The following is a 16,209-nucleotide window of genomic DNA, read 5'->3' as shown; positions in this document are numbered from 1 at the left end:
CTATTCGTTGTGATGAAACGTGGAGGGAAAATCATGTCAAATATTATCGAAGTGAAAAAGCTTAGAAAAGAGTTTAAGTCGTATTCAAGTCGCCAAGGGCTTAAGGGTGCGTTTCGCGATTTGTTAAATCGACAATATAAAGTTGTTCCTGCTGTTAACGATGTTACCTTCTCTGTTAAGCAAGGGGAAATGGTTGGCTATATTGGCGAAAATGGTGCGGGGAAATCAACCTCAATTAAAATGCTAACAGGGATTTTAACTCCTACGTCAGGAGAGATTCTCGTCAATGGAATGAACCCACATAAAGAAAGAGAGCGGTTTGTAAGGACGATTGGGGTTGTCTTCGGTCAGCGCTCACAGCTATGGTGGGATATCGCTGTCCAGGAATCGTTTCGCTTATTGAAAAAGGTATATAAGGTTTCGGACGCAGATTATAACGAGCATATGGACCATGTCATTAAGACATTGGACATCGGCCCGTTACTTGATAAGCCGGTGAGAAAGCTGTCTTTAGGTCAAAGAATGCGATGTGAGCTTGCTGCTGCCTTAATTCACAATCCGCCATTGCTCTTTTTGGACGAGCCGACAATTGGCTTGGACGTTTTAGTTAAACTGAAAATCCGACAGTTTTTAAAAGAAATGAACGAAAAATATAAAACAACAATCCTGCTGACAACACATGATCTTTCCGATATTGAGGCTTTATGTGAACGAGTTGTCATGCTTGATGAAGGAAAGGTCATTTATGATGGGGCGCTAGAAAAATTAAGAACCCATTGGGGAGATGGGAAGCAAATTCAATTTCAATTTGCTGAAGAAGTGGCGGAAAGCAGCTTGTCTTCCTTAACGGCAAATTTAGATGTAATGTGGCAAAAGGGGGATAAATTGAATGTGTGGAATGCGGTTGTTAGCGATAAGGAAGCGCAAATGTCTGAGCTTATTGGCCGTATAGTTGGAGCACATCAAATCCTTGATTTAACGGTTGCAGAAATCTCGACCGAAGAGGTCATCCGCAAAATTTACGAAAAGGGAGAAGCGTTAACTAGCTGAGGTGGAATGATGGATAAATATATTGAAATGATTCGAATCCGCTTTTTAATGATGCTTGCCTATCGAACGAATTATTATAGCGGAATTTTAATTTATAGTATTAATATCGGCGCTTACTATTTCCTTTGGACAGCGATTTACGGTGGCAAGGAATCAATTGAAGGACTATCTGCTGTGCAGATGACGACATATGTAGCAGTTTCCTGGATGGCGCGCGCCTTTTATTTTAATAATATTGACCGTGAAATTGCTTTGGAAATTAAGGAAGGGAAGGTAGCGGTTGAACTTATTAGACCTTATAACTATTTAGGAATGAAAACGATGGCAGCCTTTGGTGAAGGGATATTTCGCTTAGTATTTTTCTCTGTTCCCGGAATGGTGATCGTCGGTCTCGTGTTTCCGATGGAGTTTTCATCAAATGGGACAACATGGCTGTTATTTGCGTGCTCGCTTTTATTTAGCTTCATTATTAATACACAGATTAACTTAATTACAGGGATGCTCACGTTTTTCTTATTTAATAATGATGGGTTAATGAGAGCAAAACGTGTGATTATTGATTTATTTTCTGGACTTCTTTTACCGATTAGCTTTTATCCAATGTGGGCTCAGGAGATCATGAATTATCTTCCGTTCCAGGCAATTAGCTATATTCCAAGTATGATATTTACTGAGGGGATAACAGGAAACGAGGTTCTATACAAGATTTTATTACAAGGCTTGTGGGCAATTGTGTTGCTCATCCCAATTCAAATGCTTTGGTCATTAGCGAAAAAACAAATGATTATACAGGGGGGATGAGGGAATGTTTTACTTTTCAATGTTTACCCAATATGTTGGTCAATATATGAAAACAAGGCTTCAATACCGCGCAGATATGGTTGTCGAGCTTTTATCAGATATGCTGTTTCAAGTAACAAATCTCGTGTTTATCCTCGTTGTATTTGGTCATACACAGTTTTTAAACGGCTGGAATCGTGATGAAATTATTTTTATTTATGGCTTTTTTCTCGTTCCATATGCAATATTCGGTGCATTTTTTAATATTTGGGATTTTAATGAGCGTTATATCGTTAAGGGAGAAATGGATCGGATTTTGACGCGGCCGATTCATAGTCTATTCCAGGTTGTGCTCGAACGTATGGAATTGGAATCTTTATTCGGGGCTTTCACCGGTATCATTATAATGGCCTATGCAGCAATACAGCTGCAATTGACGTTCCAATGGTATGATGTTTTGTTATTTATTGTCTTTGTGATAAGTGGTGCTCTTGTGTATGCCGGGATTTTTGTATCGTTAGCAAGCATTGGCTTTTGGTCTGATGCAAGAACATCACTTATGCCGATGATGTACAATATCGGGAACTATGGTCGTTATCCGGTTGATATTTATAATTCCGTAATTCGTTTCGTATTGACGTGGATTCTGCCATTCGCGTTTGTTGGGGTTTATCCGGCAGCGTTTTTCTTAGAAAAGGAAGAATGGTATGTTTATTCATTTTTGACACCTGTAATCGGAATTGTCTTTTTTACAATTTCTGTTCTGCTTTGGAATGCAGGGGTGAAAAAGTATCGTGGAGCGGGTAATTAAATCGGTGCAATAAGAGAGGCTTGATATGAAATCAAGCCTTTTTTGTCGTTTAATGGATTTGTACCTCCAACCTAAAATTATGTTCCCTCAGTCAAAATATAAGTGCTTACATCTCTCGAAAAACTTCACTATGATAGACGTAACGAAAGAGTAGATGCTGAAGGCTGAGGTGGAGAAATGAAAACGGATACAAAAATAACAAAGGAAAGTAGCCACCTGGTTATACGAGAAACACGAAAAGGAAGGCTACGAAAACTAGTAAAGCAAGTAATCGCCCAACGGCAGCTACAAGTAATGGCATTGCTAGGTATATTGTGGATGATTATTTTTAATTACATCCCAATGTATGGGTTAATTATCGCCTTTAAAGAATACAGTGTCATTCGGACGATTGCAGAGGCACCGTGGGTAGGGCTAGCGCATTTTAAGGAATTTATTGAGGATGATGCGTTTTGGGTCGTGCTGAAAAACACGCTTGGAATTAGTGTCATTAAACTAATCATTGGCTTTCCCTTACCAATTATCTTTGCTCTATTTATGAATGAACTAACGTCGTTAAAATTTAAAAGAGCCGTGCAAACAATTACTTATTTACCCCACTTTTTATCATGGGTTGTTTTAGGGGGAATTTTAACGACTTGGCTCGCAGATGTTGGAATTATCAATGATATTCTAATAGGATTAGGGCTAACAAATGAACGGTTGAGCTTTTTAGCGGAGCCGGACTATTTCTGGGGTATTGTGATTATTTCAGATATTTGGAAGGAGCTTGGATGGTCAGCAATTATTTATCTAGCAGCCATTACAAGTGTATCACCTGAGCTGTATGAGGCTGCGACGATTGATGGGGCAACGAAATTTCAAAAAATGTGGCATGTCACACTACCAGCAATTAGACCAACGATTACAATCTTATTTATTTTAGCAGTCGGGAATGTGTTAAATACGAACTTTGATCAAATTCTCGTCCTGCGAAATGCGCTAAATGAAAGTGCTAGTAATGTAATTGATATATATGTTTATCAGGTTGGGATTCAAAATGCCCGATATTCTTATGCAACAGCCGTTGGGCTATTAAAGTCTATTATTGCATTTATTCTCTTATTGGCAGCCAATAAAATTACGAAAAAGCTAGATGGAACTTCACTATTTTAGAAAGGAGGAGACCATATGTTTAACTTGTTTAAACGAAATAGACGAACGACAAGCGAGTATATTTTTGACAATTTGAATGTGCTAATTATGCTGTTCATTTGCTTTATTACGTTATATCCGATTTGGTATGTGCTCGTTAATTCCTTAAATGAGGGCTTGGATGCAATGAAGGGTGGCATTTATTGGTGGCCACGAGATTTTACCTTTGATAACTATAAAGCGGTTTTTGCTAATGAAGGAATTGTGACATCATATGGAGTGACAATTGCTAAAACCGTCATTGGTACTGTGGCTCACGTTTTTTTCACGGCAATGGTTGCCTATGCGTTATCACGTAAAGATTTACGCGGCAGAAAACTCTATATGTTTATTGGTATTGTCACGATGTTCTTCAGCGGAGGACTAATTCCACAATTCCTTTTATATCGTGAGTTAGGTTTACTAGATAGCTTCTTTGTTTACATCATTCCAGCCTTATTTAGTTTCTTTGATTTAATCATCTTTGTCTCCTTTTTTAGAGCTTTGCCAACCTCTTTAGAGGAAGCGGCTAAAATCGATGGTGCGAGTGATATTAAGATTTTTCTTAAGGTAGTCATTCCATTATCAATGCCTGTCATCGCAACGATTGCCCTTTTTCACGGTGTCTATCAATGGAATGATTATTTTGCTGGGGTTATTTTTGTCAATAATCCAGATTTACAGCCGATCCAGACGTATTTATATAAAATCATTGCCGAATCGAGCTCAAATCAAATGATAACAAATGCTCCTGGCGGGGTTGCTAGTAAAACAGTTACATCACAGTCTATTAAACTAGCTACAATGGTCGTCACGACATTGCCGATCGTCATTGTCTATCCGTTCCTACAAAAGTACTTTGTGAAAGGAATGTTAATTGGTTCGATTAAAGGGTAAGAATACTGGTTGCTAGATACTAGCTTGCCTTTCCTAGTGCAAGGGGAGGCAAGTTGTTAAGGTTAAAAACGAAAGGGGTAAAAACAATGGGGAGAATGAAACTGAGGAGAGCTTTCTATTTAGCATTTATTATTTCAATTATGGCTAGTCTTATGGTCGCTTGTTCAGCAAATAAAAAGGAAGAGGCATCATCAACCGAAAAGCCAAAATCAAATCTATCTGCGGATGAGCCTGGCTGGAAGGAGGACACATCACCAATTACGTTTGATTGGTATATTAACTTCTCATGGTTTGCGAACAAATGGGGAAATGATGCAACCTCAAAATATATTACGGAAAAAACAGGTGTATCGTTAAATATTATGACACCTGCAGGGAATGAAGCAGAGAAAATGAATACGATGATCGCCTCTGGTAGTTTACCAGACTTTATTACATTAGGCTGGGGGGAAGAGGCTGTTAAGCAAATGATTGAAGGAGAGCTTGTTCTTCCGTTGAATGAGCTTGCTGATCAATATGATCCATACTTTTTCAATGTTTCTGATCCGGCAAAGCTTGAATGGTATCGACAGGAGGATGGGAACGTATATGGCTATCCAAATGCTTCCTCATCACCGGCAAACTTTGAGAAATATAAGGAATTGAAGCCATCAAACCAAACGTTTTTAGTTAGAAAGGATATATATGAGGCAATTGGTAGCCCTGATATGCGGACACCTGAAGGGTTCTTAAATGCATTAAAGGCTGCAAAGGAAAAATTCCCTGAAGTAAATGGAGCGCCGTTAATCCCGTTAGGCTTGCATGAATTTACTGATACAGGAAACAGCTCACTTGAATGGTATTTGCAAAACTTTTTAGCGATTCCGATGGAGAAGGATGGAGAGCTTTATGACCGTTCAACAGACCCGGAATATTTGAAATGGTTAAAGGTATTTAGAGAAGCAAATGAAGAAGGATTATTGGCGAAGGATATTTTCATCGATAAACGTCCGCAAATGGAAGAAAAAATTGCCCAGGGTCGTTACTTTGCAATGCTTTATCAGCGCAGTGATATGCAGGCACAGCAATTATCGCTTTACGCAAATGATCCGAATTCTGTCTACATTGCTGTCGACGGACCAGCAAACGAACAATTAGACCAGCCGACATTAGCAGGTGATAGCTTAGCTGGTTGGACTATTACATTGATTTCTAAGGATGTAAAGGACCCTGAAAGAGCGATTCGTTTCATGAGTTATTTGCTTAGTGAAGAAGGACAAAAGGATATGTATCTTGGTCCAGAAGGAGTTGTACATGAAGTTGTTAATGGTAAACCACAATTCACGAAGGAAGCATATGAATTATTAACAACCGATCGCACCGCATTTGACAAAAAATATGGGGCTTCACACACGTTTTGGATGCTAATGGACACAGATATGCAGCTGCAATGGCAAACACCAACTGAAGAGCCATTTAAACAAATGGAAGACTGGACGAAAGGAAAAACGAAAAGCTTTGCAGTATATGATGATATTAACCCGCAAGGAACCTCTGAGGCAGGGATTGCTAATAGCAAAATTGCCCAGGAGTGGGGGAAAACATTACCAAAGCTCCTATTAGCTAAATCTGAAGAGGAATTTGAAAAAATTTATCAAGAATTCCAAGAAAAACGTGATGAATTAGGATATGACAAGGTTAGGGAATATCAGGAGAAACGCTTTGCAGAGAATAAAGTGAAAATAGAAAAAGCGGAAACGCAAAAAAAGGAATAGGAAAGATTAAGAGAGAATCTGCTTAATTTGCAGATTTTCTCTTTCTAAGACTTTTTTTGTAAAACATTGTAGAGGTTGCTTAGTGCATAAGTGCCGAGACTTTTACGGGGTCTTTGGATGTGACTTGGCAGGTATTTACACCAAGAATGCAATCACCAACCATTAGAAAGCAAGCATTGCACGATGAAATCTACCAAAAGACTATAATAAAAAGCAACAAAGTTTACGGAAACGGTCTATAAAAAGACAGCGCTTTCATACATCCTATGTCATAATAGAAATACGAAACCTTTCACCTATTAGGATGTGTTGTTTATGCTGCTCAAAAGGATGATAAAACGAATCTATCGTTGGTTTAGTCGGTTGTCTTTACAAAACAAACTAGTCTTTCTATACACAACGCTTTTTATGATTCCAGTTTTCGTACTTGTTTTTGTCCTCTCACATGAGTTTTATGAAAATGTGATTTCTGATACTATACGAGAAAATGAATATTTAATTGAAATGGAGAAAATCCAGGTTCAAAAAAATATTGAAGCGATGCGAGAAGCAGCGCAAACGTTAATTTCAGATGATCAACTAATTCATTTTGTTAGTGATCGGCGTGATAAAAGTGTGCGTGAGTTAATAGAATTTCAGAACGAGCATATTGACTCAAAGGAGCTGCAATCCGTCAATCCACTCATTGATTATTCACAGTTTTATATTGATGATCCTTCATTAATAGAGATGTGGCCATTGTTATTTCGGGAAAATCGAATAAAAAGTAGGCCTTGGTACGAAAGGGTGATGAAGCAGAATGGGACAGAGCTTTGGTGGTTGAAAAGACAGGATTATCGACTGCTTTCAAATGTTCCTGACGATAACCCGAAAATATCATTATTTAGGGAAGTAAAGGATAGTCAAAATAACCATTTAGGAATGATCGAAATTTCAATGCTCCAACGAAACTTTTTTCCGAAAATGTACAGTCCAATTACTGATGGGCAATCAGAAATATTTATCATTGATCAGGAGAAGGAAGTATTTACGAATCCAGCAAACAAATTTCTCCGCGAGCATAAATTTAAAAAGAAACACTTTCAAGAGCTTATTCAACAATTAACTCAGAATGGTAAAAATCGTTTTATTTATATGAACAACAGCATTCCTTATTTAATAGCTTCCACAGAAATTGAGGAATTAAATATGAAAATGGTTAACGTTGTTTCTTTAGAGAAAATAGATTCAGAGACGAGAAAAGTAAGATATATGACAATTATCATCGCTATTGTGCTGCTCGCGATTTTATCAACATTGACATATGTCATTACATCCTTATTGTTAAAAAAGATGTATAAGCTCATTGAAAATATGAAGCAAGTAGAAAAGGGTGATTTTACAACGAAAATTGACATTGATGGACGTGATGAGTTTTCAACTTTAGCGTTTCATTTTCGGAATATGCTAAGTAAAATCAATCATCTCATTGCTGAAGCCGTTAATAAACAGGCAGTCTCAAAGGATACTGAGCTTAGAGCGTTGAAAACCCAAATTGACTCACATTTTCTTTATAATACATTAGAGAATATTAAAATGATGGCAGAGGTTGAGGGGAAATACGAGATTTCTGACGCACTTACTTCATTAGGCTCAATGATGAGATACAATATAAAATGGAAAAATGAATTTGTTGTCATAGGTGAGGAAATAGCACATATTAAGCATTACGTGATGATTATGAATCTGCGGTTAGATCGAGAGCTTGTATTAGAAGTAGTCATACCAAATGAACTTTTAAATCAAGAAATGTTAAAGCTATCTTTACAACCAATTGTTGAGAATGCAATTAAACATGGAATTGAACCGAGTAAGGCTGCAACGAGAGGGAGAATAATTGTAAACGCATACAAAGATGACCAATTCGTTTTTGTTGAAATAACAGACAATGGTATAGGGATGGATGAGACAGATCTTGCTATGTTAAATCGTAAAATCCTTCATGATGAAGGTTATAGTGACAGGCAATCTCAATCAGGCAACGGAATAGGCTTGAAAAATGTTCATGAACGAATTGTCTTATTTTACGGGAAAGAGTTTGGCTTGAACGTGAGAAGTGTCAAAGGTAAGTACACATCAGTTGTCATCAAACTACCTTATTTATTAATAAGGGGGGCAAATGGAAATGTATAAGCTATTAATTGTTGATGATGAGAGAAATATTCGTCTCGGAATTCGGGCGATGATATCGAGGGAATTTCCAGAATCCTTTACATTTATGCTAGCAAGTAATGGTGAAGAGGCTCTTACGCTATTAAAAAATGAGCAGATTGATATTATGTTTACAGATATTAAAATGCCTACTATGGATGGCATAGCTCTTGTACAAGAAATTCAAAAATTGGATCGAAAGCCAGAGGTTGTGATGATTAGTGGTTATGATGATTTTGAATATGCAAAGGAAGCGATAAAATATCGTGTAAAGGATTATTTACTTAAGCCGATTAATCGAGATGAGTTAAAGAATACAGTGAATCAGGTTTTAAATGAGCTAATCACAGATAAGCAGAACCAATTTGACTTTGATGAATATACGTCAAATCAATTAAACTATATTTTTTTAAACCCGAAAATCTCTGAGGATGAAATCGAAGCGATTGCGGCGAGACTACCGATAGCTCTATTTGGAGATGGTTATTATGTTGGGGCACTTACATGTTTGAAAAGTGATGCTGAAGATCAGGCTTCTTGGGTGAAAGGAATTCTTACTAATTATTGTAATGAACCACCGCAAAACATTCTGTGTTTTCATGATAAAGACGGAAATGTTGTGATGATAACGACAGAGGATTCAGTGTTTACTGAATTAATCAACCATCTTCCATTAAGAAATGTCTCAATTGGTGTTAGCGGAAAGGAGAATTCGATTAGGAAAATTAAAACAGCCTATGAACAAGCTATATTTTCTTTAAAAAGTCATTTCATTTTACCAGGAAGGTCAATGATTTGGTTTGAAGAGGTAAGCAATCACTTCATAGGAGATGTTCAGCCACCACCAATTGATGAATTAAAGAAAATCTCGAATATGATTGGGACGAATCGTGATCAGGAAATTCGGATTCACTTATTAGAAGTGCTGAATATCGACGTTATTTCAGCCTACGGGCTTAAATACATGGAGGCTCTTCATGATGCGATCAATCGGATTATTCTTGACGAAGCATTTAAGAGACTTGGAGAAGAATCAATTGAAATCCTTAAACGGTATGATAAGGTCGGGGATATTTATCATTTTGAAAGGTTTTACGACTATGTCTATGAGCTTGAAAATCTCATCCTGCTATTACATGAATATAACAAACAGCTTAAGCTAGTCTATTCTGAGCAAAAATATATGGAGAAGGCAATAAAATATATTCATGAAAATTACAATAAGGATTTAAATCTAGCTGTCGTATCAAACTATGTTTCCCTTAACTATTCTTATTTTAGCCATATGTTTAAGGTATACACAGGGCAGAATTTTGTCGACTATTTAAAAAAGATTCGGATCGAGCAAGCGAAGATTCTCTTAAAAAACCTAGAGTTGAAAATATTTGAGGTAGGAACGATTGTTGGATACAAAAACCCAAAGCGTTTCACAAAAGTGTTCAGGGAATTAGAGGGGATTTCTCCAAAGGAATATCAAGAGGGATTTTTATTAAAGGATTATAGTTGAACTTATATATAAATAAAATATTATGAAAGAGCAGGCTCGCTACGATTAAGGTAGCGAGTTTTTTCGTCTTGACCCAACTTTGGCTGAACTGTACAAGGAGCTTGCTCTTTTCTAGTTTAGCTATCCTGCTTTTTTTAGGATACGAAGGATTCAGTTGAATATCATCACAACTGCTTGTATATATTTGTACAAAGCGAAGGCTCAAGTAGGGTGGGATGGTTGTGGAAATAATATTTTGCTTGTTTATCGCCATTTGTATTTTTATGAGCTTTAAAAGTGTTGTAGAAGCATGCTTTCAGAAAAATTTCTTTTCCTTTGAAACAATTCTTATTTTTTCTTATCTTTATATTACATTGCTAATTGGCTTTGGAATGATTTATTTAATTTGTATGCAAAGTAATTTAACTGTTTTAACAGAGTCAGATGTTCCGGTTGCAGGGACCTATTTCGAAAAGTTAATTATGTCGATGTATTTTAGTGCTGTTACCTTGTTTTCCGTTGGCTACGGCGACCTTGTTCCGATCGGTATTGGCAGGCTGTTAGCTGTTGTTGAGGCGTTAATTGGCTATGTGCTACCAGCAGTTTTCCTCGCTCGAACATTTATCGGGGTAGATAAGTAGAATTAGTTGTATGTTGAGCAAAAGTTGGATACGCTTAAGTTAGACAATCTTTTAGGAGGAGTTTACATGACAATAGAAGTAGGCAGCAAAGTACCTAATATGAAGCTATTAGCAGACAATGGCGAGCAGGTTAGCTTAACCGATTATCAAGGAAAGTACATTGTCTTATATTTTTACCCAAAGGATATGACACCTGGTTGTACGACAGAGGCATGTGATTTCAGAGACCAGCATCAAAGCTTTTCAGAGTTAAATGCCGTTATTATCGGAGTTAGCCCAGACCCGCAGGATAAACATCAGAAGTTTAAGGAAAAACATGAGCTTCCTTTTCAATTACTTGTTGATGATGAGCATAAATTAGCAGAGGAATTCGGTGTTTGGACATTGAAAAAGAATTTCGGCAAAGAATATATGGGAATTGAACGGTCGACGTTTATTATTAATCCTGAAGGGGAAGTAGTAAAGGAATGGCGAAAGGTTAAAGTAAAGGATCATGTTGAAGAAGCGCTGCAATATATTAAAGATATTCAAAACTAAATAAGCGGGTGACTAAATGAGGGATGAGAGAATAACGAAACTAGCCACGATCTTGCTTACACATTCAGTAAAGATAAAAAAGGCAGAAAAGGTTTTAATAAGGGGTCATCTAAATACGAAGCCTTTAATAACAGAGCTTATTGATCAAGCATATGAGCTAGGGGCTTATCCATATGTTGATTTATTTGACGATGAAATCAATCTCCATTTAGCGAAAAATTACAAGCGTGACCAACTGACGGCACAAGCACAATGGCAAATGCAGATTTATCAAGATGTCGATGCGGTGATTATCATTATTGGGGAAGAAAATGATGCGGAAATGGTCGAGGTTCCAAAGGAAATGCATCGCTTACGTGGAGAAATTATGAAGCCAGTCTCTGAGTTTTATGTGAATAACCGTAAATGGGTGCTTCTCAATTATCCTACGAAGGGGTTAGCGCAGAAAGCAGGGATGAGCACTAGAGCCTTTGAAGACTACTTATTTAAGGTATGCACGGTTGATTACGATAAAATGGCAGCAGCAGTTTCCCCGTTAAAGCAGCTGATGGAAAAAACGGACAAGGTCCGAATCGTAAGCCCTGGTACAGATTTGCAATTTTCGATTAAGAATATTCCTGCGATTCCTTGTACTGGTGAAGCAAATGTTCCAGATGGTGAAATATTTACTGCACCAATAAAGGACTCTGTTAACGGAACGATTCTGTTTAATACACCATGTCCATATCATGGGACAACATTTAAAAATGTTAAATTAACTTTTGAAAATGGGAAAATCATTGAAGCAACAGCAGATAATACGAACAAATTAAATGAAATTCTCGATACGGATGAAGGAGCGAGATTTATCGGAGAGTTTGCGCTTGGCTTTCATCCATATATTGAAGAACCGATCGGCGATATATTATTTGATGAAAAAATATGTGGCAGTCTTCACTTTACACCAGGCGAAGCATATGAGGAAGCAGATAATGGAAATAAATCAGCGATCCATTGGGATATGGTGCTGATTCAACGTCCAGAATACGGGGGTGGGGAAATTTATTTTGATGATGTTCTAATCCGAAAAGATGGGGAATTCGTTCTAGCAGATCTCAAAGGTTTAAATCAAGAGAATCTTAGAAAGTAGCCTATTTTTTCGAAGCAAGGCAAACGTCCAGACAAACTAGGTGAATTTTCGTATCTTATAGGGAAGGCATTACCTCCTCAAATGTTAGCGCCGGACTAGTGCGGAAATTGTTCCGCACTCTTTTTTATCCATATAGAAAATACATAGAGCATGGAGGGTGACAACCTATGAACATATTATCTACAGTGAAGCTCCCGACTGTACTGAAACAGCAAATTGAGAGCAAATTTCCGACAGTGACATTTTACCATGATAAAAAAATAGATGAAGCACTGGATATTTTAGCTGAGGCAGATATTTTGTTTACGTATGGAGAGGACTTAACAGCTAGCCATATACAGGCTGCAACAAAACTGAAATGGATTATGGTCGGATCAGCCGGAATTGAAAAGCTTCCATTTGATGAAATTGAAAAAAGAGGGATTCTCGTTACGAATTCAAAAGGGGTACATGCGATTCCGATGGCAGAGTATTGCTTAGCCATGATGCTCCAGGTTTCACGTCAATCGAAGGCGCTCATTGAAAATGAAAAAGCTCATAAATGGGACAGAACGGTAAGAATGATGGAATTATACGGGAAAACAGTCTATATACTAGGTGCAGGAGCAATCGGACAGGAAACAGCAAAGCTTACTCAGGCGTTTAGTATGAAGGTGTTAGGGATGAACCAGGATGGCAGACCTGTCGAATACTTTCAGGAAATGTACACATATAAAGAGCTGGAAGAAACGATTAAAGAAGCGGATTTTGTTATCTCTGTTTTACCAAGCACAGAGCAAACGAAAGGCCTACTAAACTATGAACTTTTTAAAGAAATGAAGCGAGAGGCAGTCTTTATTAATATCGGCCGTGGTGATGTCGTCAATGAAAAGGACTTATTAAAGGTTTTAGATGAAGGGCTAATTAGCCATGCTGTATTAGATGTATTCGAGCATGAACCTCTCGATGAGCACCATCCATTTTGGGATATGGAAAATGTGACGATCACACCACATTTATCTGGCATTACCAAAAACTACCTTCCGAGAGTCATGCCAATCTTCGAGGACAACCTTGAAAGGTTTAGAAATGGTGAATTATCAATGATGCGGAACATCATTGATTTGAGAAAACGATATTAAAAGCATAACAGAAGGTAAAAAGTAAACAATATCCTATATATTGAGGTTTGACAAAACTATTTGTCACAATGTACACTAATTATAAACATTATAAAGTAATAATATTTATTGAAGTGAGGTGCATGGCGGATGTCTGAACATCAATTGAAGGATGCTTTAGATGCTTTAAAACAAACTGGAGTACGTATCACACCTCAGCGTCATGCTATACTTGAATTCTTAGTTGGTTCCATGACACACCCTACAGCTGATGATATATATAAAGCGTTAGAAGGAAAATTCCCTAATATGAGTGTTGCAACTGTGTACAATAACTTAAGGGTATTTCGTGAGGTTGGACTTGTAAAGGAATTAACGTATGGCGATGCATCAAGTCGATTTGACTTTGTAACGTCAGATCATTATCACTGTATATGTGAAAGCTGTGGTAAAATTGTAGACTTTCACTATCCAGGACTAGATGAAGTTGAGGCGTTAGCGGCTCATGTAACAGGCTTTAAAGTAAGTCACCATCGTATGGAGATTTACGGTAAATGCGCTGAATGCGATAAAAAGGAAACGCATTAAGACAAGCTCAGGACCAATTCTGCGCTTGTTTTTTTGTGTAGAGAACGAAAAAAGAGGCTTCTTATTATGGGAGTATTCCTATATAGAGGCCTCGTCTTTTTTTGAAGAGGTAGTTTTGTACATAGTTTTGAGGATAAGCATAGCCCTCGGAGGTCACAAGACGCAAAAGAATTGAAGGTAAAGAACACCTTCATTTCTTTTGCGTCTTATGCTAGTCGGGGCTGAACAAGGCGCTTCCGCTTTTCGAAATTACACTTTTATATTTTTACGGTTATAATTTTCGTCGAATTCTTTACCTTCTAGTTCTTTATCTAATGTGAGTGGTTCTTTGCAGTGCATGCACATATCGACTCGACCGAGTATTTTCGTTGGTTTTTCGCAGGTTGGACAAATTACCTGAACGGCTCTTGTTGATAGCATTCCGATCCAGAAGTAAACAACAGTACTAGCGATAATCGATAACATCCCTAGCAGCATGAAAATCGTCATAATCCAAATGTTTGTTCGGAAAAAGATACCTAAATACATAATGATAAACCCGACAAAAACTAAACTAAGTGCAAAAGTACGTATCTTATTAATTTTACTAGTATATTTACGAGCCATAATCGTAAACCTCCTTGTTTAAAATATAGCACAGGTTGTTTAAGAGTGACATGATTAATCAAATGAAATGCATCATGTTATAGAAAAGAAAAATCTTAGCAAACTTTTATTTGTTAAACGATATAGATTATTTTATAATTTTCCTCGTGCTATTTTTGAAAAGGGATTTGCCTTTTATATGTAGAAGTAATTAATAAAGTCCTTATATTGGAGGAATAAAATAATGATGGAAAATATTCTCCGTCCTATTTATCAGGAACGGGCTAGTCATTCCGATACATTAGCGATCATTATGATTGAAAAGCGGAATCAAACATCACCTATAACAGATAATTTAGATGCTGTTTTACTCGTTGTTGTGAATGACTCAGATGCAACAACATTAATTAAGCATTATGAATTTGAAGATAAAAAAGCATCTTTAACAGTTATGACGAAAGAAGATTTACAGGAGGCTATCTTACTTGGGACAAATCGACGAATAGTCGAATGGATATTAAATGGACGAGTTCTTTTTGATCGAAATGAATATTTAGTCAAACTTATTGAACGCATTAAAACCTTTCCTTTTGCAGAGCGTAAATTAAAAATAGGAATTGAATATGGAAAACTAATTCGAAGATATATTGAAGGAAAAGCCTTTTTTGAGTCAAATCAGCTACTTGATGCATACAATCATATTGTTCATGCATTACACCATTTAGCGCGATTAGAAGTGATTGATCGTGGGTTTTATCCCGAGGTAACAGTGTGGAATCAGGTTAAGCATATTGAGCCACAAATTTATAAGCTATATAAGGAACTAGTAGAAAGTGATGAAACATTAGAAAAAAGATTAGAGCTTTTATTTTTAGCTAGTGATTTTCTTATTCATTCAAAAACAGAGATTGGTGCTGCTCATATTATATCAATCATGTCTGAAAAGGAATCGTGGTTTTATAATGAATTGTATCACCATCCAGAACTTAAGTATTATTCGGTTGATTTAAGCATTATTTTAGAATTTTTAGTTGAAAGAAAGTACATTTCAACGAAAAGAATTGAAACGAAAGGGAAAGGGATTTTTCATCGAGCATATTTTATTGGAAAAAAGTGTTGACGTGAATAATTGAAGATGATATATTTGTAGACGTCGCTGTTACAGATTAACAAAACGGCGGCCATCATCTCAATTTTCTCTCTCAAAAAAACTTTTTAAAAAAAGTGTTGACAGAGAAAACGAGAAATGTTATATTAAGAAAGTCGCTTCACTGAAAGAAACGACATTGAATGTTCTTTGAAAACTAAACAAAACCAAGCGTGCCAACGTTAATTTCGATTAACAACAAATCGTACTATTAAGTACACAATGAGCAAGTCAAACACTTTATTGGAGAGTTTGATCCTGGCTCAGGACGAACGCTGGCGGCGTGCCTAATACATGCAAGTCGAGCGGATCTGAGGGAGCTTGCTCCCAAAGATTAGCGG

At 37.0% G+C, this 16,209-nt stretch carries 15 protein-coding genes and 1 rRNA gene; 15 read left to right on the top strand and 1 reads right to left on the bottom strand.

Features of this window, described 5'->3' with window-relative positions:
- Positions 1 to 33: 33 nt before the first annotated feature.
- The 13 genes from HU235_RS02290 to perR all read left to right on the top strand — a co-directional run bounded on the left by HU235_RS02290 (position 34) and on the right by perR (position 14,136).
- Positions 34 to 1,050: an ABC transporter ATP-binding protein gene (locus HU235_RS02290; protein WP_174879236.1), complete on the top strand. Its 1,017-nt coding sequence runs from the start codon at positions 34 to 36 to the stop codon at positions 1,048 to 1,050.
- A gap of 9 nt (positions 1,051 to 1,059) precedes the next feature.
- Positions 1,060 to 1,851, top strand: coding sequence for an ABC transporter permease (locus tag HU235_RS02285; protein ID WP_095299476.1), 792 nt, complete (start codon positions 1,060 to 1,062; stop codon positions 1,849 to 1,851).
- 4 nt (positions 1,852 to 1,855) lie between these two features.
- Positions 1,856 to 2,641, top strand: a complete 786-nt coding sequence (locus tag HU235_RS02280) for an ABC transporter permease (RefSeq protein ID WP_174879235.1) — start codon at positions 1,856 to 1,858, stop codon at positions 2,639 to 2,641.
- A 177-nt stretch (positions 2,642 to 2,818) separates the two neighbouring features.
- Positions 2,819 to 3,796, top strand: a complete 978-nt coding sequence (locus tag HU235_RS02275) for an ABC transporter permease (protein ID WP_095303303.1) — start codon at positions 2,819 to 2,821, stop codon at positions 3,794 to 3,796.
- A gap of 15 nt (positions 3,797 to 3,811) precedes the next feature.
- Entirely contained in the window at positions 3,812 to 4,711 is a 900-nt protein-coding gene (locus HU235_RS02270; protein WP_174879234.1) for a carbohydrate ABC transporter permease, read from the top strand.
- Positions 4,712 to 4,806: 95 nt separating this feature from the next.
- Complete coding sequence (locus HU235_RS02265) at positions 4,807 to 6,465, top strand: extracellular solute-binding protein (protein ID WP_174879265.1); 1,659 nt, start codon at positions 4,807 to 4,809, stop codon at positions 6,463 to 6,465.
- Between the two features lie 315 nt (positions 6,466 to 6,780).
- Entirely contained in the window at positions 6,781 to 8,637 is a 1,857-nt protein-coding gene (locus HU235_RS02260) for a sensor histidine kinase (RefSeq protein ID WP_174879233.1), read from the top strand.
- Positions 8,630 to 10,162 (top strand): response regulator, encoded by a 1,533-nt coding sequence (locus tag HU235_RS02255; protein WP_174879232.1) that lies wholly within the window; start codon positions 8,630 to 8,632, stop codon positions 10,160 to 10,162. Before HU235_RS02260 ends, HU235_RS02255 begins: the two co-directional genes overlap by 8 nt.
- A 221-nt stretch (positions 10,163 to 10,383) precedes the next feature.
- Entirely contained in the window at positions 10,384 to 10,782 is a 399-nt protein-coding gene (locus HU235_RS02250) for a two pore domain potassium channel family protein (RefSeq protein WP_174879231.1), read from the top strand.
- A gap of 66 nt (positions 10,783 to 10,848) precedes the next feature.
- The gene (bcp, locus tag HU235_RS02245; RefSeq protein WP_095303308.1) at positions 10,849 to 11,319 is read left to right on the top strand and encodes a thioredoxin-dependent thiol peroxidase; all 471 of its coding nucleotides are present in this window, start codon (positions 10,849 to 10,851) and stop codon (positions 11,317 to 11,319) included.
- 16 nt (positions 11,320 to 11,335) lie between these two features.
- Complete coding sequence (locus HU235_RS02240) at positions 11,336 to 12,448, top strand: aminopeptidase (RefSeq protein WP_095303309.1); 1,113 nt, start codon at positions 11,336 to 11,338, stop codon at positions 12,446 to 12,448.
- Between the two features lie 167 nt (positions 12,449 to 12,615).
- Complete coding sequence (locus HU235_RS02235) at positions 12,616 to 13,569, top strand: D-2-hydroxyacid dehydrogenase (protein WP_174879230.1); 954 nt, start codon at positions 12,616 to 12,618, stop codon at positions 13,567 to 13,569.
- Positions 13,570 to 13,698: 129 nt separating this feature from the next.
- Positions 13,699 to 14,136, top strand: coding sequence for a peroxide-responsive transcriptional repressor PerR (perR, locus tag HU235_RS02230; RefSeq protein WP_145582606.1), 438 nt, complete (start codon positions 13,699 to 13,701; stop codon positions 14,134 to 14,136).
- A 249-nt stretch (positions 14,137 to 14,385) separates the two neighbouring features.
- Here the strand turns inward: perR and HU235_RS02225 are convergent, their stop codons facing one another.
- Positions 14,386 to 14,742, bottom strand: a complete 357-nt coding sequence (locus HU235_RS02225; RefSeq protein WP_174879229.1) for a YgzB family protein — start codon at positions 14,740 to 14,742, stop codon at positions 14,386 to 14,388.
- A 226-nt stretch (positions 14,743 to 14,968) separates the two neighbouring features.
- Between HU235_RS02225 and HU235_RS02220 the strand changes: the two genes are divergently transcribed.
- Together HU235_RS02220 and HU235_RS02215 are read left to right on the top strand one after the other, a co-directional pair.
- On the top strand, positions 14,969 to 15,841 hold the full coding sequence (locus tag HU235_RS02220; protein ID WP_174879264.1) for a nucleotidyltransferase-like protein: 873 nt from the start codon (positions 14,969 to 14,971) through the stop codon (positions 15,839 to 15,841).
- A gap of 267 nt (positions 15,842 to 16,108) precedes the next feature.
- Positions 16,109 to 16,209, top strand: a 16S ribosomal RNA gene (locus HU235_RS02215); the annotation flags it as partial.

It is taken from the genome of Metabacillus niabensis (assembly GCF_902829255.1).
In the GTDB taxonomy this organism is placed as follows: domain Bacteria; phylum Bacillota; class Bacilli; order Bacillales; family Bacillaceae; genus Metabacillus; species Metabacillus niabensis.
The sequence above is the reverse complement of the archived record's forward strand: the minus strand, read 5'-3'. Positions and strand labels throughout refer to the sequence as shown.